The organism is Pseudomonas sp. PIC25 (assembly GCF_002286785.1).
Taxonomy (GTDB): Bacteria; Pseudomonadota; Gammaproteobacteria; order Pseudomonadales; family Pseudomonadaceae; genus Pseudomonas_M.
In genome coordinates this window covers 1-19,718 of the sequence record NZ_MUJY01000127.1, presented here as the reverse complement: position 1 = coordinate 19,718, position 19,718 = coordinate 1, and the positions used below count along the sequence as shown (strand labels likewise).

Here is a 19,718-nt window from a genome sequence, read left to right as displayed (position 1 = left end):
GTGTTCCCCGCGGGTGCGGGGATGAACCGTGATGGTTCCCATGACGGCGATCTCACCAGTGGTGTTCCCCGCGGGTGCGGGGATGAACCGCAGGCCTGGCAGAAGCTGTACCGGCCCGGGTAGTGTTCCCCGCGGGTGCGGGGATGAACCGATTTTGTATTAACTGGTGCTGCTGGTACTGGTGTGTTCCCCGCGGATGCGGGGATGAACCGTCCGTACGGTTCTTCCCCCTTGCTCTGGCAGCGTGTTCCCCGCACCCGCGGGGATGCCCCCAAATTGCGAAACGCCTCAAGCTATTCACAGGTCGCGCTGCAAGCGCGTCGAGATGAACTACGCTGCGTTACGTGGTCGCATCCTCGGGATAAGGGCTTTACCCTTCTGGAAATAGGGGTATAGCATGTGGCCATCTTCTGCTTCGCCCCATCAATGGACTCGCTGAGGGAAGGGATTCGTTCGCATGGCTGCGTTGTTTTCGGAACTGGATGTTCGTGCCCGGCGCTTCTGGGCAAAGAGCGGTGAGGCGGCCGGCCATGGCGTGCTGGCGCATATGCTGGACGTGGCGGCGGTGGCCGAGGTGCTGCTCGAACACGAGCCTGAGCGGTCTCGCCAGTGGGCGGCCCAGGCATTCGGACTCCCCGAGGCGGAGGCCGTGCGCTGGCTGGCGGCCCTGGTTGGGTTGCACGACTTCGGCAAGGCTATTCCCGGGTTCCAGAGCAAGTGGCCGCAGGGGCAACTGGATGACGAGGCCGTGGGGCTGTCGTTCAGCGAGCGGTCGCAGAGCGTTACCGACCATGCCCGCGCCAGCGCGGCGCTGCTCTGGGGCCACCTTCCTCGCCTTGGGCTGGAGCTGATGTGGGTCTGGGGCGTGCTCCAAGCCATCAGTGCTCACCATGGCTACAACTTCGATATCCCTGAAATGCAGCGGGCCAAGCCGCCGTTCGAAGCGCCGGAGTGGGCGGCGGCGCGGCAATGCTTGTTCGAGGCTTATTGGAATGCGCTGGCCCCCAAGGACTGCCGGATGCCGTCGGGCTGTCCACTCCCGCGGTGGAGTGGCTGGCTGGCCTGACCAGCGTGGCCGATTGGATCGGCTCCAATCCCGTCTGGTTTCCTTTGCAGGAGCGCTCCGATTCGCTGGTCGAACACTTCGAGCGAGCCAAGGGCCTGGCGGGTGAAGCCCTCGCGGCTATTGGCTGGTCGTCCCATTCGCCCTTGTTGAATGAGCCCGACTCGACGGACCGGCTGATCGGCCGGATTGTCCGGCGTGAGGAAGCGGTCAGTGCCCGTCCGCTGCAGCAATATGGAGACCGCCTGCTCGAAGACGTGCAAGGGCCGGCGCTGTTGCTGGTCGAGGCACCGATGGGGGAGGGCAAGACGGAACTGGCCTTCCTGGCCCATTTGCGTTTGCAGGCAGCCAACCGGCATCGGGGGCTGTATGTCGCCTTGCCTACCCAGGCGACCGGCAATGCTCTATTCGGCAGGGCGCTGGCTTTTCTCGGGGCGTTTGCGGGCGATGTGCCGCTGGATGTGCAACTGGTACACGGCGGGGCGGGGTTCGATGAGCGTGTCCAGCATCTGCACGACATTCACGGTGCGCCGGGTGAAAGTGTCGCGTCGTCCACCTGGTTTTCGCAGCGCCGCCGCCCGCTGCTCTCGCCTTACGGCGTAGGGACCATCGACCAGGCCCTGTTCGCGACCCTCAACGTCAAGCATCACTTCGTTCGCCTGTGGGGGTTATCGAACCGGGTGGTGGTGCTCGATGAGGTACATGCCTACGACACCTATACCAGTGGCCTCATCGAGGCCTTGCTGCGTTGGCTGAAGGCGCTGGGCAGTTCGGTGGTGCTGATGAGCGCCACCTTGCCGGCGCAACGGCGGATGGCACTGTTGCGTGCCTGGGGCGTTGCGCCGGAGGCGGTTCCGGATTTGAGTTACCCGCGGTTGCTGCTGGCGGACGATGCGGGGCTGCGGGGCGCTACGTTCGCTTCGCGCCGGTTGCCGCCGATTCACCTGGAGCCGCTTGCCGAGGACGAGGAAAGCCTCGCGGCCTGCGCAGCCGGGCAGGTGGCGGCGGGCGGATGCGGGGCGCTGATCGTGAACACGGTGGATCGTGCGCAACGGATATACCGGTTGCTGCGTGAGCGATTGGATGGAGCAGTGGAGCTGCATTTGTTCCATGCACGGTTCCCGGCGGACCAGCGGGCCGAACGGGAGCGCGCAGTGCTGGAGCGCTTCGGCCCGGGCTGTTCGCGCCCGCAGCGGGCGCTGCTGGTGGCGACGCAGGTGGCCGAGCAGTCGCTGGACGTGGATTTCGATTTCATGCTCACCGACCTGGCGCCGGTCGACCTGATTTTGCAGCGTGCCGGCCGATTGCATCGGCACGAGCGGACGAGGCCCGCCGCCCATGAGGAGGCGCGCCTGTTCGTTGCGGGCCTGTTGCCGGAGCGTTTGCCGGAACTGACGGCCACCGCCTGGGAGTTCGTCTACGAGCCATACATCCTGGGGCGTACCTGGGCCCTGCTTTCCCGCGAGGCCGTGCTGCAGTTGCCGGACGATATCGATCGCCTGGTGCAAGCCGTGTATGACGACGATGAGCTACCGGCGGACCTGGACGAGCAGGCGCGTGGCTATATCGAGGGCGAGGCGTTGGGGCAGCATTTCGCCCGGCGCACCCAGGAACGCCAGCAGTCCCTGAATATTGCCCTGGACCCGGCGGAGGAGCCCCAGAACGCATACGTCTGCAAACCGCGAGGCAGTGAAGAGGGCGAAGGGCTGGGGCTGACCAACCGAACCCGTCTCGGCGACGACGCCATCGGGCTGGTGCCCGTGCATGAGATGGAGGGCGGATGGGCGATCACTGCCGATGGGCCCGTTTTCGACCTGGAGCGACCGATGCCGGATGGCTGGGCCAAGTTGCTTTTCGCGCGACAGCTCCGGCTGAGCCGTGCGGCGGTGGTCAAGCATTTCCAGGGTATCGAAGCACCGGCCGCCTTCACCGAGCACCCGCTGCTGCGTCATTTGAAGCCTTTGCCCCTCACGGACAAGCGGTATGTCATCGGTTCGCTGACGGTGCGGCTGGATGAGGAGCAAGGGGTGTTGTACGAGAAAGACAGTTCCCCACGGACCGAGGACCTATGATGAGCCCTGCCTTCAACCTGCTCGACGAACCCTGGCTGCCGGTGCGGATGATGAATGGCGAGGTGCGTGTGCTGGGGTTGCGGGAGCTGTTCGCGCGCTCCGGCGAGATCGGTGCGCTGGCGGAAACCGCGCCGCCCAGCCTGATCGCTCAGTACCGTGTGTTGCTCGCCATCACCCACCGGGCCTTGGTCGGGGCATTCGGGCGCTGGAAGGATACGGACCGGGTGCGCTGGTACCGGGAGGGGCTGCCGCTGGAAGCGATCCACGACTATCTGGAGCACTGGCGCGAGCGTTTCTGGCTGTTTCACCCTGAGTACCCCTTCATGCAGGTGGCCGCGCTGGCCCAGGCGCCGGAAACCTGCGACAAGCTCAAGCCCTGGACGCAGATTTCCCTGGCCAGCGCCAACGGCAACACGCCGGTACTGTTCGATCATTCCTGCGACCTTTCCCCAGGCAGCATCGCTCCGGCGGAGGCCGTGCGTACGTTGCTGGGGTTTCTGCAGTTCACCCCCGGAGGACTGGTGAAAACACTGCGCGATGCGGACAAGGCCGGCCCCTTGGCGAATACCGCTGCCGTTCTGCCACTGGGGGAGACGTTGGCGCAAACGCTGTGCCTGGCACTGCATCCGCCTACCGCCGAGGGGCATGACGATGTGCCCTGCTGGGAAGGGGCGCCGCCGGATATCGGCATGCTCCGCGCCGATCCGCGTTTGGCGACGGGGCCGGATGATCGCTATACGCGCCTGAGCCGTGCCGTGCTTTTCGTACCCGATGGGCAGGGCAAGGTGGCGAGCGTGCGTTTCGCGGCGGGCGTCGCCCTGGCCGATGACCCGCAGGCGCCGGATTTCATGGCGAGCTATCGCGGGGGGAGCAATGGGCTGGTACGCCTGACATTCACCGAGGGGAAGGCCTTCTGGCGCGATCTTCCTGCCCTGTTGCCGGACGCCGAAGGGTTGGCCTCGCAGCCCGCGGCGGTGCTGCGTTTCGCGGCCAACCTGCAGTTGATGTGCGGGGGCTCCGAGCAGGCCGTACTGGTGGCTGGTCTGGCCAGCGATCAGGCCAAGCTGCTGCGCTGGCGGGCCGAGCGCTTCAGCCTGCCGACCGCGCTGCTGGCTTCGCCGGATCATGCCGCGGAGCTGCGCCGGCTGGTACGCCAGGCGGAGGAACTGTTCGGCGATATCCGCAAGGTGGCTGCCGGTATGTACGCCGATACCTTGCCCGATCCGGGCAGCAAGGACACCTGGAGCCGGGCGCGGGCGTTGTTCGATGGCGGCCCGGCCACGGCTCTCTATTTCTCTGCGGCGGAACGGTCCTTGGGCCAGCTCATGGCGTTGCTGGGCAAAGGCGACCCCGATGCGGCGGAGGCGCTGTGGCAGCGCACACTGCAGGAGGCCGCCTGGGCGACCTGGGAGGCGCTGGTCGAAACGCTCGGCCGCTCCCCGGCGGCGCTACGTGCCGAAGCCAGGGCCTACCCGCGCTTCCGGGCCCGCCTGGCAGCCTTTCTGCCCGCTGCGGATCACTCCCTTTCCCCGGCCGCCAAGGAGGCTTGAGCATGAGCGAGTACGCGCAGAGGTTCGTTGCGCATCTGGAGCAGTTGAATCAGCGCAACCGTGGGGCTCTGGCAACGCTGCGGCGCAGTCTGGCGTTCGAGCCGGGTGGTTATCCGCCGGCTTATCCCTTCGTGGAACGCTTCGTTTCACCGGAACGCCACGCACGGGATGCGTCGCGATTGGCGCTGTACATCGTGGCCGGGTTGTATGCGTTGCATCCTCATCAGGGCGGGAAAAGCCTCGCCAGCAGCCTGGGGTCGCTGATGCGTGAGCGCGAAAGCGGGAGCATCGAGCAACGCTTCGTCGCGCTGCTGGGGGCCGACGCGGAGAACGTCGCCGTCTATCTGCGCCAGATCGTGAGCCTGCTGGCCGCGGACGATCGGCCGCTGGATTACGGCCTCTTGCTCAGGGACTTGACCGCCTGGCTGAACCCATTCGATAGCGAGTGGCGAGACAGCGTGCGCCAGCACTGGGCACGGGATTTCTACCGGGCGTTGGCGGCCGAGGGCCGACCGGCTGAAGCTTCTTCTACTTCTGCCAACGACTGAGAGGGACATCATGAGTCTGTTCGTTGAATTTCACCTGATCCAGAACTTCGCTCCGTCGAATCTCAACCGCGACGACACCGGTGCCCCGAAGGATGCGCTGTTCGGCGGCCATCGCCGGGCGCGTGTGAGTAGCCAGTGCTTCAAACGGGCCATTCGCCTGACGGCCCAGGAGCAATCGCTGGTAGCCCCGGAGTTTCGCGGCGTGCGCACCAAGAAGCTGAAGGCGTTGTTGCTGGAGCGGTTGGCCGGAAGAGATCGTGCCGAGGCAGAGGCGCGCATCGAGACTGCGTTGGCGGCGGCTGGCCTCAAGTTGAAGGATGACGGCAAGACCGAGTACCTGTTGTTTCTGGGCGAGGCGGAGATCGCCGGGTTCGCTGCCTTGATCGAGCAGCACTGGGATGAGCTGGCGGGCGCGCCGGGTGGCGAGAAGAAGGGGAAGAAGGAGGCCAAGGCCAGCGCCCCGGCCGATGTACAGAAGAAAGCGAAAGCATTGCTGGATGGCGGCAAGGCGGTGGATGTCGCGCTCTTCGGGCGGATGCTCGCCGACATGCCGGAGGTCAACCAGGATGCGGCCTGCCAGGTGGCGCATGCGATCAGCACGCACCGGGTCGAGCGGGAGTTCGACTATTTCACCGCCGTGGATGACGAGGGTGGGCCTGCCGAGACCGGCGCCGGCATGATCGGCCAGGTGGAATTCAACTCGGCCACTTTCTACCGCTATGCCGTGGTGGATGCCCACAAGCTGCTCGACAATCTGCAGCAGGATCGGGAGCTGGCCTTGTCGGCGCTTGGCGCCTTTACCCAGGCGATGGTCCGGGCCATCCCGACCGGCAAGCAGAACACGTTCGCTGCCCATAACCTGCCGAGTTTCGTCGGGGTTTGTCTGCGCCATGGGGCGCCGATGAGCCTGGCCAACGCATTCGAACGGCCGGTGGCGCCGCGGGCGGACCAGCCGCTGACGGCTCAGTCGGTGGCTGCGCTGGCCGCACATGAACGTCAGTTGGCGCCGGTGTATGCCGATTCCCGGGATACCTGGGCCTACCTGGATCTCACCGATACCTGGCCGGAGCAGCTTGGCAACCGGGTGGGCAGGTTGGATGACCTGTCGGCCTGGGTCTGCATGCAGGTTGCCGACCGGCTCGGAGCCTGAGATGGCGACCTTGCTGATGCGACTGCAAGGGCCGATGCAGTCCTGGGGAACCACCAGCCGGTTCGATGAGCGCGACACCCAGTTGGAGCCTTCCAAGTCGGGCGTGTTGGGGCTGGTGTGCGCGGCGCTCGGGCGTGATCGGCGGGAGCCGGTCGAAGACCTGGCGGCTCTGCGCCTGGGTATCCGTGTGGATCGGGAAGGCATCCCGATGCGGGACTACCAGACGGCGACCGGTGTGCTGATCGCCAGTGGCAAGCCTGATCTGCGGCGGACCGTGGTCAGCCCACGGTTCTACCTGTCCGATGCGGCGTTTCTGGCCGGGCTGGAGGGTGACGACGCTCTGCTGGCGCAGATTCACGCGGCCTTGCGTGCGCCCGTCTGGCCTTTATCCCTGGGACGGAAGAGTTTCGCTCCCGGCCTGCCTGTATGGCTGGCGGACGGGCTGTCGTCGCTGGGCCTCGAACAGGCGCTTGCGGAGTACCCCCGGCTGGCGACCGTGCAGTTCGCGGATCGGGGGAAGCCGGTTCGCTGTTTGCTGGAGGACGCCCGGGAGGGGTTCGTGCGGCTGGATCAACCGGTGGCGCCGTTCGCCGAGCGCCGCTTTGGTCCGCGTTTCGTGAAATCGGGAGTGCTGCATGTACCTGACCAGACTGACGCTTGATCCCCGCAGCGCCCAAGCCCGTCGAGACTTGAGCGACGCATATGAAATGCACCGCACTTTGGCGAGGGCCTTCGCCGCCGACGAACACAGCGCACCGCTGCGTTTTCTCTGGCGGCTCGAAGCCGGCAGCGGTGCCTGGACGACACCCATCGTGCTGGTGCAGGCCGCAACGGAGGGAAATTGGGCTTTTCTAGACGCGATGCCGAACTACCTGCGGCATTCCGTCGAGTCCAAGCGGCTTGCTTTCGAGGGGGTGGTGGGGAGCGGTCGTCGCTACCGTTTCCGGTTGCTGGCCAACCCGACCGTGACTCGGTTGGGGAAGCGCTACGGGCTGGTCGGCGAAGCCGAACAACTGTCCTGGCTGGGGCGGCAAGGGGAGCGCCACGGTTTTTCCGTCGAGGGTGCGCTGGTGACTTCCAGTGATCTGTTGTCCAGCCGCAAAGGGGAAGGGCGTATTCAAATCCAGCGGGTGTGCTTCGAGGGCGCCTTGCGGGTCGAGCGAGCGGAGGATTTCAGCCGGGCATTGGTTGCTGGCATAGGGCCGGCCAAGGCTTTCGGTTGCGGTTTGCTCAGCGTGGCGCCTGGCTGATGTTGCCCCCGCTGAAGCCCCTGCCCATGAAGGATCGTGTTTCGATGATCTTCGTCCAGTACGGACAGATCGACGTACAGGATGGCGCCTTCGTGCTCATCGACCAGAACGGCGTGCGCATGCACATTCCGGTCGGCTCGGTGGCGTGCATCATGCTGGAGCCCGGTACGCGCGTGTCCCATGCTGCCGTCCATCTGGCCTCCACGGTCGGTACGTTGCTGGTGTGGGTGGGGGAGGCCGGGGTACGGCTCTACGCCAGCGGCCAGCCGGGAGGCGCCCGTGCCGACCGGTTGCTCTATCAGGCGAAGCTGGCACTGGATGACGAGTTGCGCTTGAAGGTGGTGCGGAAGATGTACGAGCTGCGCTTCCAGGAGCCGGCACCGGCCAAGCGCAGTGTCGAACAGCTACGGGGCATCGAGGGGGCTCGCGTGCGCGAGACTTATCGGCTCCTGGCCAAACAATATGGCGTGGAATGGCGGGCGCGTAACTACGATCGCCAGGAGTGGGATGCGGCCGACGTGCCGAACCGCTGCCTGTCCGCTGCCACCAGTTGCCTGTATGGCATCACCGAGGCGGCGGTATTGGCAGCGGGCTATGCGCCAGCGGTGGGCTTCATCCATACCGGCAAGCCGCTGTCGTTTGTCTACGATATTGCCGATCTCTTCAAGTTCGAGACCGTGGTGCCTCTGGCTTTTCGTATCGCCGCCAAGTCGCCGCCCCAGCCGGAGCGCGAGGTGCGCCTGGCCTGTCGCGATGTGTTTCGCTCCAGCAAGTTGCTGGCGCGGATCATTCCCACCATCGAAGAGGTCTTGGCCGCAGGCGGCATTTCTCCACCGGAGGCGCCGCCCGAGTCGGTACCGCCGGCCATTCCCAACCCCGAAAGCATCGGCGACGCCGGCCACAGGACGCAGTGATGAGTTTCGTCGTGGTCGTGACGGAAAACGTGCCGCCGCGTCTGCGTGGCCGCATGGCTATCTGGCTGCTCGAAGTACGGGCCGGTGTCTACATCGGCGACGTTTCCAAGCGCACGCGGGAAATGCTCTGGGAGCAACTGAAAGAGGGCTATGAGGATGGCAGTGTCGTCATGGCCTGGGCCAGCCAGCATGAGTCCGGCTACGAGTTCCAGACCCTCGGCCCCAACCGCCGCCTGCCTGTGGAGTTCGATGGTTTGCACTTGGTGGCCTTCCATCCTGTCGAGTGACATTTCCCAGCCATTTTTTCGGTAGATTTTTCTGGCGGTTTTTTATCCTTATAGAACAAGGAGTTACTGGAAGTGTGTTCCCCGCGGGTGCGGGGATGAACCGACACTTAATGTAATTTCTCAAGCTATTTAACGGTGTTCCCCGCGGGTGCGGGGATGAACCGCTATCTCGTCTGTGTCTAACCTAGATCATTGAGTGTTCCCCGCGGGTGCGGGGATGAACCGGTAAGCGGAATATTTGGCAGAGTAAGGAGGATGTGTTCCCCGCGGGTGCGGGGATGAACCGCAGGGCAACGACAACAAGATCGACGGCGCCGTGGTGTTCCCCGCGGGTGCGGGGATGAACCGAAGGATGGGTACTGGCAGGCATTCTGCATCGAGTGTTCCCCGCGGGTGCGGGGATGAACCGCAGGCGAAGCGCTTTGGTGCGGTGCAGACCGGGTGTTCCCCGCGGGTGCGGGGATGAACCGGATACTCAGCCAATGAAGCGCTACCTGAGAGCGTGTTCCCCGCGGGTGCGGGGATGAACCGCGCAGAGCGGTGACGTTCTGCACCCTGCTGAAGTGTTCCCCGCGGGTGCGGGGATGAACCGCAGATTGTTGGGTTCGGGGTTCGGTACGGGCGGTGTTCCCCGCGGGTGCGGGGATGAACCGGCCTCCAATCTCAGCCTCGACCAGACCCTGGCGTGTTCCCCGCGGGTGCGGGGATGAACCGTCCGGCAACGCCGGTTTCGACTTCTGGCTCTCGTGTTCCCCGCGGGTGCGGGGATGAACCCTGAGGGATCATCGAAATCGGCCACGGCACCATATACTCCCCGCAGGCGCGGGGGTGCGTTTGCTGGCCCGACGTACGCTGGCCAGTCGAGCCCAAGGAGGCATTCATATTAGATTTTGCCCCCGCACCGATTTCGCCCTAAGGTGGCGCTATGAATACCGATCCACTGCTCAAACACCTGCGAAAACGGCTGCCCGATCTGCTGGCGGTCTATCTGTTCGGCAGTCAGGCCACGGGGATGGCGACGGCGGGCAGCGATGTCGATCTGGCTGTGTTGGCCCCCGGTCGGGTCGATCCATTGCGTTTATTCGAGATCGCCGGTGAGTTGGCCGATCTGGCAGGGGCGTCGGTGGATTTGCTCGATCTGCGGGCGGCGTCCACGGTGATGCAGTACCAAGTGATCGTGACTGGCCAGCGACTGTGGGCGGTGGATGCTCGGGTCGGGGTATTCGAGAGTTTTATCCTCAGCGAAAAAACGGCCTTGGACAGCGCCCGAAGCGGGCTGCTGGAGGATATTCGGAAAGAAGGAAGGGTTTATGGTCGATGATGTGCTGGTCAACAAGGCGGCCAGCATCGAGCGATGTGTGGCGCGGGCTCGTGAGGAGTACGCCAAGGATCCTGCCAGTTTCGCATTGGATTCCACCCGCCAGGATGCGGCGATCCTGAATATCCAACGGGCCTGCGAAGCGGCACTGGATATGGGGCAGCACCTGATCCGCCGCGAACGCCTCGGCGTTCCCCAGAGTGCGCGGGATGTCTTCGAGTTGCTGGCCAGAGGGGGATGGATCGAGGCATCCCTGGCGGCGGGCTTGAAGAACATGGTGGGCTTTCGGAACATTGCAGTGCATGAATACCAGACGCTGCAATTGCCGATCACGGTTGCCATCATCACGCGGCACCTCGATGAGTTTCTCGCGTTCAGCTCGACGATCCTGCGCCGTGACGCGGGGAACCCTGGCGATTGAGCGTTGTGGTGCCCATTTCGGCCTTCGCGAATGAATTCGCTCCCACGGCAAAGAGCCGGTGCTCTTGTAGGAGCGAGCTTGCTCGCGAATGGGGCTGCACCAAGGTTTCGCCAGCAGAGCTGGCTCCTATACAGAGCATCCAGGCGCTACGGAGGACCTCTTCCTCCGTTCGTCAGTTGTTGTCTCGAAGGCCTTGCCAATTAATCACTTGCATTCACAATTCAACACTGCACCTCAAGTGAGCCGCCGCGTTCGTGGCCTTGGTTTCCAACTCGAACAAGATGGATGACCCCTTTCATGAAGTTGTTGAAGAGCGCCACCCTCATTCTGCTGTTGTCCGTTTCTGGTTGCTCGCTCTTCGGCGGTGACGAAAAGGCCCAGGCGGAAGCCAAGGCCGAGCCGGCGAAGATCGACGTCAAAGTCACCCAGGCCTGGTTGGATGAGTACGAACCGCGACTGCGCGAGGCGCTGAAGGAAAGCAAGTTCGAGCTGGAGCGCCGCGAGAACGTGCTGGTGGTGACCGCGCCGGTGGATTATTCCTTCAACCCCGATCGTCCGAGCATGCTGATGCCGGTGACCCTCGGCCCGTTCAGCCGGGTCGCCAAGCTGGTGGAGGGCGACACGAAGACTGGCGTGCTGGTGCTCGGTCATGCCGACAGCAGCGGGGAAGCCAAGGCGAACATGACCCTGAGCGAGGACCGGGCCAAGGCTGTGGCGGCGATCTTCCGTCTCAGCGGCTTGCAGCGCGACCGGCTGATGCTCAAGGGGGTGGGTTCCGACATGCCGCGTGCCGCCAACGACAGCAAGGAAGGCCGTTCGCTGAATCGCCGCGTGGAGGTCATTCTCACTCCGCAGGAGACCCTGGTGGCGCTGGTGGCCAAGTATGCCCAGCCGGCCCCGGCAGCGGAAGCGGCGCAGCCGACCAAGGTTGCGCAGGTCGTTGCCGCAGATCAAGCCAAGTAAGTCCAGGCTGGGTAAGCTAGGGGCCTCTGTCCAGAAGGAGCGCCCCTATGACCCAGACCCTGGCCGACATGCGCCGTGACTATACCCGTGACGGCCTCAGCGAAGAAAAGGCTCCCCATGAGCCTTTCGCGCTTTTCCAGCAATGGTTCGCCGATGCGGTGAAGACCGAGCAGCCGCCGGTGGAGCCGAACGCCATGTGCCTGGCGACGGTGGATGCCGAAGGCCGTCCGCATTGCCGGGTGCTCTTGTTGAAGGGGCTGGATGACCGCGGCTTCACTTTCTTCACCAACTACGACAGTGCCAAGGGCGACCAGCTCAAGGCCAATCCCTTCGCCGCGATGACGTTCTTCTGGCCGAGCCTGGAGCGCCAGGTGCGGATCGAAGGCCGGATCGAGCGGGTCAGTCCGGCCGAGTCCGATGCCTATTACCAAGTACGTCCGCTGGGCAGCCGCCTGGGCGCCTGGGCCTCGCCACAAAGCCGAGTGATCCGTGATCGCGCCGAACTGGAGGCGCTGCTGGCGGAAACGGAGCGCCGTTTCCTCAACCAGGCGCCGCATTGTCCGGAGCATTGGGGCGGTTATCGTTTGTTGGCCGAGCGTGTCGAGTTCTGGCAGGGCCGTCCGAGCCGTCTGCATGACCGCCTGAACTACCGCCTGCAGGCGGGGGAGTGGGTGCGGGAGCGGTTGGCGCCCTGAGTCGAGACATGGCCCCGTATTGTGCTGGGGCCTAACTCATAGGGTGGCGTTTTCCTGTAGGGGCGGATTTATTCGCCCTTTATCGCCGCGCAATACATCATGGCGCGCGGTAGTCGGCGGCGGCCTGTTCCAGCCACTTCGGCAAGTCCTTGCGCTTGATGCCTTGCGCACGGGCTTCTTCCAGGCGCTTCAGCATGTAGTCACGCTTGGTCGGGTCCTGCCCGGCCATGGACAGGGCCAGGTCGCGGTCCACCCAACGCTTGATGCGCACATACAGCCACCAGTGAAAGTACAGGCCAGCCACGGTAACGACTACGATAATGAAGTAATCCATTGGAATCCTCTCGAGCGGAGGCTCACCCTAGCCGATTCCACGACTGGCTAGAAGTGCCTCCGAGAGGGGGAACCTCGGGTGTCTCCGAGCGGCTTGCATGGCGGAAAAGCTGTACGAAGCTTGAATGACATGCATTTTGTGAAGAGTCCGCCGTGACAGCGGGATGAGCGGCGGGGTCTAATGGGCATCTGTCCATCTGGAGGAATTGCTATGCGTAAGTCCGTTCTGCTGGTCGCCTCGTTCACTGCGGTGACGCTGGCCTTGGGAGGCTGCGCCTCCAGTCTGACCGGCGATACCTACAGCCGCGACGAGGCGCGCACCGTGCAGACCGTGCGCATGGGCACCATCGAGTCCTTGCGGCCGGTGAAGATCGAAGGCACCAAGACGCCGATCGGTGCTGGCGCCGGCGCGGTGGTCGGTGGCGTGGCCGGTAGCGGCGTCGGTGGCGGACGCGGCAGCGCGGTGGCTGCGGTGATCGGGGCAGTGGCCGGTGGCTTGCTCGGCGCGGCGGCGGAAGAGGGCATCACCCGTACCCAGGGCGTGGAGATCACCGTTCGCGAGGACGACGGCACCATGCGCGCCTACGTACAGGAGGTGCAGCCCAATGAAGTCTTCCGGGTCGGCGAGCGCGTGCGCATCCTGACCGTCAATGGCACCAGTCGCGTAGCGCATTGATCGAGAAGCCGGAGCGGTGTCGCTGCTCCGGCTTCGTCGTATCCGGGCGTCGGAATTCGCATTGACGCCCACCGATTGGCCCGCTTGCGGGCTTTCTTCGCATGAGCGGCTGATCCACCGCGGAAGGCGGAGCGATATCCGGGACGGGGCTGCCGGTCGTCGGTGTATTGCCGGGTTGACCGAGAGCCTCCGTCTCACAGTTTTAGTAATAATTCAATTCATGACGCTGCACCGATAGGTATGGATAATCGGTGAGTTCTCCTGTGCCGACAATGGCTTAGGTGAACTTGGGTGAATATGCAGAAGCGAGCCCGGTGTCATGCCGGGCCGGAAGCGGATCGATTCCGCGGATGTCTGGCGGCAGGCACCGACGGATCGCATAAGGGGTTTGCTCATGGCGCTTGCGCTGATTGTCGCCTTGCCATTTCTGGGCGTGTTCTTGCCCTTGCTCGGGGAGCGTTTCGGTCGATCGGCCTGTGCCGCGGGGGCGGCGCTGGCGCCCCTGATCGGTCTGGTGCTGCTACTGTCGATGCAGCCGGAAGTGTTCGCCGGCGAAGTGCTGCGATTCCGTGTGACCTGGTTGCCGGAGCTGGGCCTGAACCTCAGCTTGCGGCTGGATGGCCTGGGCTTTCTCTTCGCGCTGCTGATTCTCGGTATCGGCCTGCTGGTTATCCTCTACGCCCGCTATTACTTGGCGAAGAAGGAGCCGATGGGGCGCTTCTTCGCCTTCCTGCTGATGTTCATGGGCGCCATGCTCGGGGTGGTGCTGTCGGAAAACCTGCTGCTGATGCTGGTGTTCTGGGAGCTGACCAGCCTGTCTTCCTTTCTGCTGATCGGCTTCTGGGGCGAGCGCTCGGATGCCCGCAAGGGCGCGCGGATGTCGCTGGCGGTGACGGGGGGCGGCGGATTGGCGCTGTTGGCCGGTGTGTTGCTGCTGGGTCATATCGCCGGGAGTTTCGAACTGTCCCAGGTACTCGCCGCGGGTTACGCGATTCGTGCCCATGAGCTGTATCCGGTCGCCCTGGTGCTGGTGCTGCTCGGGGTGTTCACCAAGTCGGCGCAGTTCCCGTTCCATTTCTGGTTGCCCCAGGCGATGGCCGCGCCCACGCCGGTTTCCGCCTACCTGCATTCGGCCACCATGGTGAAAGCCGGGGTATTTTTGCTGGCGCGGCTATACCCGGCACTGGCCGGTTCCGAGTGGTGGTTCTACCTGGTCAGCCTGACCGGTCTCGCCACGTTGCTGGTCGGCGCCTGCATGGCCCTGTTCCAGCATGACCTCAAGGGCTTGCTGGCTTATTCGACCATCAGCCACCTCGGGCTGATCACGCTGCTGTTCGGCCTCGATTCGCCCATGGCGGCCGTGGCGGCGGTGTTCCATATCATCAACCACGCTACCTTCAAGGCGTCCTTGTTCATGGCCGCCGGGATCATCGACCACGAGACCGGCAGCCGCGACATGCGGCGTATCAACGGTATGTGGAAGTACCTGCCGCACACGGCGGTGCTGGCGATGGTGGCGTCCTCGGCGATGGCCGGCGTGCCGCTGCTGAACGGCTTCCTCAGCAAGGAGATGTTCTTCAGCGAAACCCTTCACCAGCACCTGCTGGGCAGCTTCAACTGGGTCATCCCGGCGGCGGCGACCCTGGCAGGGGTCTTCTCGGTGGCCTATTCGTTGCGCTTCATCCACGACGTGTTCTTCAACGGCGAGCCAATCAACCTGCCCAAGTTCCCGCCTCATGAGCCGCCGCGCTACATGAAGGTGCCGGTGGAAATCCTGGTGTTTCTCTGCCTGCTGGTGGGCATGCTGCCCGGCTACACCGTGGCGCCGTTGCTGGCCTCTGCGGCTTCGGCCAGCCTGGGCGGTACCTTGCCGGAGTACGACCTGGCGATCTGGCACGGTTTCAACCTGCCGCTGGTGATGAGCTTCGTCGCGCTATTCGGCGGGATTCTGGTGTATGCGTGCCGACAGCCACTGTTCCGCTGGTACGCCGGCCTGCCCGAAGTGGATTCCAAGCTGGTCTTCGAGCGTGGCGTGCGAAGCCTGGTGGCAGGCTGCGTGCGGCTGACAGGCTGGCTGGAGAGCGGCTCCCTGCAGCGTTATCTGGCGTTGCTGGTCGGCGCCGGCCTGGTGGTGGTGACCCAGGCCCTCGGTCCGTTGCCGCAGCTGAGCGGGCCGCGGGAGCTGACGCCGATCGATGGGGTCACCGCGCTGGGGCTGGTACTGCTGGCACTGTCGGCGGTGACCACGGTGGTGTTCCATCGTCAGCGACTGGTGGCGCTGGTGATGCTCAGCGTGGTCGGCCTGTTCGTTGCCCTGGCGTTTGCCCGCTTTTCCGCACCGGACCTGGCGCTGACCCAACTGTCGGTGGAGGTGGTGACCATCATCCTGCTGATGCTCGCGCTGTTCTTCCTGCCGTCGGCGACGCCGGGGGAATCGAGCAGCTTGCGTGGGCTGCGCGATTTCGTGCTGGCGATCGTCAGTGGCGTGGTCGTCGCGCTGCTGGCATTCGCTGTGCTCTCGCGGCCTTACGACAGCATCGGCGCGTTCTTCCTCGAGAACAGCGTGCCGGGCGGCGGCGGGGCGAACGTGGTGAACGTGATCCTGGTGGACTTCCGGGGCTTCGATACCCTGGGCGAGATCACCGTACTGGCCATTGCGGCGGTAGGCATCTACGCCATGCTCGATGGGCTGCGCCTGTTCCAGCCGGGTGAGGATGCGGAAGGCCGTAGTTGGGCCCGTGACCGCCATCCGCTGATTCTCTCGACCCTGTCGCGGGTCATGCTGCCGATGGCCTTGATGGTCTCGGTGTTCATCTTCCTGCGTGGGCATAACCTGCCGGGCGGCGGTTTCATCGCCGGCCTGATCACCGCCGTGGCGCTGATTCTCCAGTACGTCGCCAGCGGGGTGCAGTGGACGCAATCGCGCCTGCCGCTGAACTACACCTTCCTCGCCGGGGGCGGTGTGATGATCGCCGGCCTGACCGGCGTCGGCAGCTGGTTGTTCGGTCGACCGTTCCTGACCTCGGCGTTCGGTCATTTCCATATCCCGCTGGTGGGCGACGTCGAGTTGGCCACCGCCATGCTGTTCGACCTGGGCGTGTACCTGACGGTGGTCGGGGCGACGCTGCTGATTCTCGCCAACCTGGGCAAGTTGACCCAGGAGAGGGCGAGCAAGGAGGTGCTCTGAAATGGAGGCATTGTTCGCAATTGCCTTGGGCGTGCTGACGGCCAGCGGTGTCTACCTACTGCTGCGGGCGCGCACCTTCCCGGTGGTGATGGGCCTGACGCTGATTTCCTACGCGGTGAACCTGTTCCTGTTCGCCATGGGCCGGCTGCAAACGGGCGCGGCGGCGGTGATCGGCAAGAGCGCCGAGCATGTCGACCCGGTGCCCCAGGCCCTGGTGCTGACCGCCATCGTGATCGGCTTCGCCATGACCGCCTTCGTCGTGGTGCTGTCCCTGCGCAGCCTGGGTGAGCTGAAGAACGACCACGTGGACGGCCGGGAGCCCAGGCCATGAATCATGCGTTGATCCTGCCGGTGTTGCTGCCGATGTTCGCCGGCAGCCTGTTGCTGCTTGGTGCCCGTCTGGGGATGCCGGCCAAGCGACGGCTGTCGCTGCTCAGCGTGGGGCTGCAGGTGGCCGTCAGCGCTTGGTTGATCGTCCAGGCCGGCGGTGGAGAGGTACAGGTATACGCGCTGGGCGATTGGCGCCCGCCGTTCGGCATCGTGTTGATGTTCGACCGCCTGAGTGCGCTGATGCTGTTCATCACCGCACTGCTGGCGCTGTTTTCGTTGCTTTACGCGGTGCGCGGCGACGATAGCCGTGGCAGCAACTTCCATGCGCTGTTCCAGTTCCAGTTGATGGGTATCAACGGCGCCTTTCTCACCGGCGATTTGTTCAATCTGTTCGTCTTCTTCGAGATTCTGCTGATCGCCTCTTACTCGTTGCTGTTGCACGGCGGTGGGCCGGAGCGGGCGAAGGCCGGGCTTCATTATGTGGTGCTCAACCTGGTTGGCTCCTCGTTCTTCCTGATTGCCCTCGGCGTGCTTTTCGGCATCGCCGGCACCCTGAACATGGCCGACCTGGCGGTGAAAGTGTCCGAGGCCAGCGCCGACCAGGCACCGCTGCTGGGTGCTGCAGGGATGCTGCTGCTAGTGGTGTTCGGCCTCAAGGCGGCCTTCCTGCCGCTGTATTTCTGGCTGCCGCGCACCTATGCCTCGGCCACTGCGCCGGTGGCGGCGCTGTTCGCCATCATGACCAAGGTAGGGGTCTACTCGATCCTGCGGGTCTATACGCTGATCTACGGTGCCGAGGCGGGCTCGCTGGCGAACATGGCGCTGGATTGGCTCTGGCCGCTGGCACTGCTGACCCTGGCTGTCGGCGTCATCGGTGCCCTGGCGGCGACCAGCCTGCAGGAGCTGATCGCCTACCTGGTGCTCGTTTCCGTCGGCACGTTGCTGGCCGGTATCGCCATCGGCACCCCGGAGGCGTTGTCGGCGTCGCTCTATTACCTCATCCACACCACCTGGGCGACCGGTGCGCTGTTCCTCCTCGCCGATCTGATCGCCCGCCAGCGGGGCGTGAAGGGCGGGCTGTTGCTGCAAGGTCCCGCGCTGCTGCAACCGCACGTGCTGGGCGCCTTGTTCTTCATCGGCGCCATCGCAGTGGTGGGATTGCCACCGCTCTCCGGTTTCCTCGGCAAGGTGCTGCTGCTACATGCCTTGCAGCCGGGACCGCAGGCGGTGTTGCTGTGGCCGGTGATCCTGATCGGCAGCCTCGGCAGCCTGATTGCCTTCAGCCGGGCCGGCAGCACGCTGTTCTGGCGGACCGGTCTGACCGTGCTCGGCAGTGCCGAACGGGACGGCAGGGGGCTGCTGGCCTGTATCGGCCTGTTGCTGCTCAGCCCGCTGCTGGTGGCCTTCGCGCATCCCGTGCTGGAGTATCTGGAGGCCACCGCGGCGCAATTGCATGACCTCGACCTGTACCGGCAGATCCTGACTCCCGGAGGTGCGACATGAAACCGAGTCGCTGGTTGCCCCACCCCTTGCTGAGCATCTGTCTGCTGGTGGTCTGGCTGCTGCTGATCAATGGCTTCAGCCTGGGTCATTTGCTGCTCGGTGCCTTGCTTGGCTGGTTGATTCCGCTGGTGACCCAGGTGTTCTGGATCAACCCGCCGCGGATACGCAAGCCGGTCAAGCTCTGCCTGTTCCTGCTGCATGTCATCTGGGACATCCTGCTCGCCAACTTGCAGGTTGCCCGCTTGATTCTCGGCCCGTCGAGCCGGCTGCGCCCGGCCTTCGTCGAAATCCCGGTGCAGTTGGAAGACGAACTGGCGCTGACCATGCTCGCCAGCGTCATTTCGCTTACGCCGGGTACCGTGTCCGCCGATCTCAGCGACGACCGGAAGACCCTGCTGGTTCATACCCTGGACGTGGCCGACGAGGCGCAACTGGTCCGCGACATCAAGGCCCGTTACGAAGCGCCGCTGCTGGAGGTATTCGCATGCTCGGCTACGTAATCCCGATCTGCCTGGCCATCATCGGGCTCGCCCTGGCGCTGACCCTGGCGCGCCTGTTCAAAGGGCCGGACCTCCCGGACCGCATCCTGGCCCTGGATACCCTGTACATCAACGCCATCGCCCTGCTGGTGCTATTTGGCATCTGGCTGGGGTCGGACCTGTATTTCGAGGCGGCCCTGCTGATCGCGGTGATGGGCTTCGTCGGTACCGTGGCGGTGGCGAAATATCTCCTGCGCGGCGACATCATCGAGTAAGGGCACGGTCATGAATGAATGGATTGAAGGCATCGTCGCCCTGTTCCTGCTGCTCGGCAGCCTGTTCGCCCTGGTCGGCGCCCTCGGCCTGTATCGCCTGCCGGATTTCTTCATGCGCCTGCACGGGCCGACCAAGGCCACCACGCTCGGCGTGGGAGGGATGGTCATCGCTTCGATGATCTACTTCGGCGCGCGTGGCGAGGGCCTTAGTCTGCACGAACTGCTGATCACGCTGTTCCTCTTCATCACCGCGCCGGTCAGCGCCCACATGCTGGCCAAGGCCGCGTTGCAGCAGAAGCTGCGTCTGGACGAGAAAACCCGCGGCCGTCCCTGGGAGCAGTGACGGCGCTATTCGACGGCGCCCCTGTAGCCCATTCGCGAATGGAGAGCGCAGAAGCTTCGCCAGCAGAGCTGGCTCCTACGAACACGCAGCTTCCGTAGCCCGGATAAGCCTCGGCGCAATCCGGGAGCCCGTTACCCGGATTGCGCTGGCGCTTATTCGGGCTACGTTGGAGGGGCCCATTCGTGATTGGCGGCCCCTTGTTCGCGAATGAATTCGCTCCCACAGAAGCGGTTCGGACTGTCTCGTGGGAGCGAATTCATTCCGCGAATGGGGCAGCGCAGAAGCTTCGCCAGCAGGGCTGGCTCCTACACGAACACACAGCTTCCGTAGCCCGGATAAGCCTCGGCGCAATCCGGGAGCC

At 64.5% G+C, this 19,718-nt stretch carries 21 protein-coding genes and 1 CRISPR repeat array; of the genes, 20 read left to right on the top strand and 1 reads right to left on the bottom strand.

All coding sequences use genetic code 11. The annotated features are described in order from the left end of the window. Window positions 1-457 precede the first annotated feature (457 nt). The 13 genes from BZL41_RS29455 (at window position 458) to pdxH (ending at window position 12,231) form a co-directional block, all read left to right on the top strand. The gene (locus tag BZL41_RS29455) at window positions 458-1,066 is read left to right on the top strand and encodes a CRISPR-associated endonuclease Cas3'' (RefSeq protein WP_371916539.1); all 609 of its coding nucleotides are present in this window, start codon (window positions 458-460) and stop codon (window positions 1,064-1,066) included. Continuing rightward, window positions 988-3,135, top strand: a complete 2,148-nt coding sequence (gene cas3 / locus BZL41_RS15975) for a CRISPR-associated helicase Cas3' (RefSeq protein ID WP_371916538.1) — start codon at window positions 988-990, stop codon at window positions 3,133-3,135. Before BZL41_RS29455 ends, cas3 begins: the two co-directional genes overlap by 79 nt. Next, the gene (casA, locus tag BZL41_RS15970) at window positions 3,135-4,685 is read left to right on the top strand and encodes a type I-E CRISPR-associated protein Cse1/CasA (RefSeq protein WP_095600220.1); all 1,551 of its coding nucleotides are present in this window, start codon (window positions 3,135-3,137) and stop codon (window positions 4,683-4,685) included. The genes cas3 and casA overlap by 1 nt, the downstream gene beginning before the upstream one ends. A 2-nt stretch (window positions 4,686-4,687) precedes the next feature. After that, a complete protein-coding gene (casB, locus tag BZL41_RS15965) occupies window positions 4,688-5,233 on the top strand; it encodes a type I-E CRISPR-associated protein Cse2/CasB (protein WP_095600219.1) in 546 nt (181 codons plus the stop codon). 10 nt (window positions 5,234-5,243) lie between these two features. Then, a complete protein-coding gene (gene cas7e, locus BZL41_RS15960; RefSeq protein WP_095600218.1) occupies window positions 5,244-6,383 on the top strand; it encodes a type I-E CRISPR-associated protein Cas7/Cse4/CasC in 1,140 nt (379 codons plus the stop codon). Between the two features lies 1 nt (window position 6,384). Beyond that, window positions 6,385-7,044, top strand: a complete 660-nt coding sequence (gene cas5e / locus BZL41_RS15955) for a type I-E CRISPR-associated protein Cas5/CasD (RefSeq protein WP_095600217.1) — start codon at window positions 6,385-6,387, stop codon at window positions 7,042-7,044. Further along, entirely contained in the window at window positions 7,019-7,633 is a 615-nt protein-coding gene (cas6e, locus tag BZL41_RS15950; RefSeq protein ID WP_095600216.1) for a type I-E CRISPR-associated protein Cas6/Cse3/CasE, read from the top strand. Before cas5e ends, cas6e begins: the two co-directional genes overlap by 26 nt. After that, complete coding sequence (gene cas1e, locus BZL41_RS15945; RefSeq protein WP_174706176.1) at window positions 7,633-8,547, top strand: type I-E CRISPR-associated endonuclease Cas1e; 915 nt, start codon at window positions 7,633-7,635, stop codon at window positions 8,545-8,547. The genes cas6e and cas1e overlap by 1 nt, the downstream gene beginning before the upstream one ends. Further along, the gene (gene cas2e, locus BZL41_RS15940) at window positions 8,547-8,834 is read left to right on the top strand and encodes a type I-E CRISPR-associated endoribonuclease Cas2e (RefSeq protein WP_095600215.1); all 288 of its coding nucleotides are present in this window, start codon (window positions 8,547-8,549) and stop codon (window positions 8,832-8,834) included. Before cas1e ends, cas2e begins: the two co-directional genes overlap by 1 nt. 74 nt (window positions 8,835-8,908) lie before the next feature. Further along, window positions 8,909-9,609: a CRISPR direct-repeat array (repeat unit 29 nt; unit sequence GTGTTCCCCGCGGGTGCGGGGATGAACCG). A gap of 150 nt (window positions 9,610-9,759) precedes the next feature. Then, window positions 9,760-10,155, top strand: coding sequence for a nucleotidyltransferase domain-containing protein (locus BZL41_RS15935; protein WP_095600214.1), 396 nt, complete (start codon window positions 9,760-9,762; stop codon window positions 10,153-10,155). Then, window positions 10,145-10,573 carry a DUF86 domain-containing protein gene (locus BZL41_RS15930; RefSeq protein ID WP_095600213.1) on the top strand — a complete coding sequence of 143 codons (429 nt, stop codon included), beginning with the start codon at window positions 10,145-10,147 and terminating at the stop codon, window positions 10,571-10,573. Before BZL41_RS15935 ends, BZL41_RS15930 begins: the two co-directional genes overlap by 11 nt. Before the next feature lie 297 nt (window positions 10,574-10,870). Next, window positions 10,871-11,536 (top strand): OmpA family protein, encoded by a 666-nt coding sequence (locus BZL41_RS15925; RefSeq protein WP_095600212.1) that lies wholly within the window; start codon window positions 10,871-10,873, stop codon window positions 11,534-11,536. A gap of 47 nt (window positions 11,537-11,583) precedes the next feature. Then, a complete protein-coding gene (pdxH, locus tag BZL41_RS15920; RefSeq protein WP_095600211.1) occupies window positions 11,584-12,231 on the top strand; it encodes a pyridoxamine 5'-phosphate oxidase in 648 nt (215 codons plus the stop codon). Window positions 12,232-12,328: 97 nt separating this feature from the next. On the opposite strand, the gene BZL41_RS15915 is transcribed toward pdxH, so the two are convergent. Beyond that, window positions 12,329-12,565 carry a 30S ribosomal protein S3 gene (locus BZL41_RS15915; protein ID WP_084338148.1) on the bottom strand — a complete coding sequence of 79 codons (237 nt, stop codon included), beginning with the start codon at window positions 12,563-12,565 and terminating at the stop codon, window positions 12,329-12,331. 210 nt (window positions 12,566-12,775) lie between these two features. Between BZL41_RS15915 and BZL41_RS15910 the strand changes: the two genes are divergently transcribed. From BZL41_RS15910 to BZL41_RS15880, 7 genes are all read left to right on the top strand, one after another. Then, window positions 12,776-13,240, top strand: coding sequence for a glycine zipper 2TM domain-containing protein (locus BZL41_RS15910; protein WP_084338146.1), 465 nt, complete (start codon window positions 12,776-12,778; stop codon window positions 13,238-13,240). Between the two features lie 394 nt (window positions 13,241-13,634). After that, on the top strand, window positions 13,635-16,427 hold the full coding sequence (locus BZL41_RS15905; RefSeq protein ID WP_095600210.1) for a monovalent cation/H+ antiporter subunit A: 2,793 nt from the start codon (window positions 13,635-13,637) through the stop codon (window positions 16,425-16,427). A 1-nt stretch (window position 16,428) separates the two neighbouring features. After that, window positions 16,429-16,758 carry a Na+/H+ antiporter subunit C gene (locus BZL41_RS15900; RefSeq protein ID WP_084338142.1) on the top strand — a complete coding sequence of 110 codons (330 nt, stop codon included), beginning with the start codon at window positions 16,429-16,431 and terminating at the stop codon, window positions 16,756-16,758. Then, entirely contained in the window at window positions 16,755-18,260 is a 1,506-nt protein-coding gene (locus BZL41_RS15895; RefSeq protein ID WP_095600209.1) for a monovalent cation/H+ antiporter subunit D, read from the top strand. The genes BZL41_RS15900 and BZL41_RS15895 overlap by 4 nt, the downstream gene beginning before the upstream one ends. Then, window positions 18,257-18,760 (top strand): Na+/H+ antiporter subunit E, encoded by a 504-nt coding sequence (locus BZL41_RS15890; RefSeq protein WP_095600208.1) that lies wholly within the window; start codon window positions 18,257-18,259, stop codon window positions 18,758-18,760. Before BZL41_RS15895 ends, BZL41_RS15890 begins: the two co-directional genes overlap by 4 nt. Further along, the gene (locus BZL41_RS15885) at window positions 18,745-19,014 is read left to right on the top strand and encodes a K+/H+ antiporter subunit F (RefSeq protein WP_084338136.1); all 270 of its coding nucleotides are present in this window, start codon (window positions 18,745-18,747) and stop codon (window positions 19,012-19,014) included. The genes BZL41_RS15890 and BZL41_RS15885 overlap by 16 nt, the downstream gene beginning before the upstream one ends. A 10-nt stretch (window positions 19,015-19,024) precedes the next feature. Next, entirely contained in the window at window positions 19,025-19,357 is a 333-nt protein-coding gene (locus tag BZL41_RS15880) for a Na+/H+ antiporter subunit G (protein WP_095600207.1), read from the top strand. Window positions 19,358-19,718: the final 361 nt, after the last annotated feature.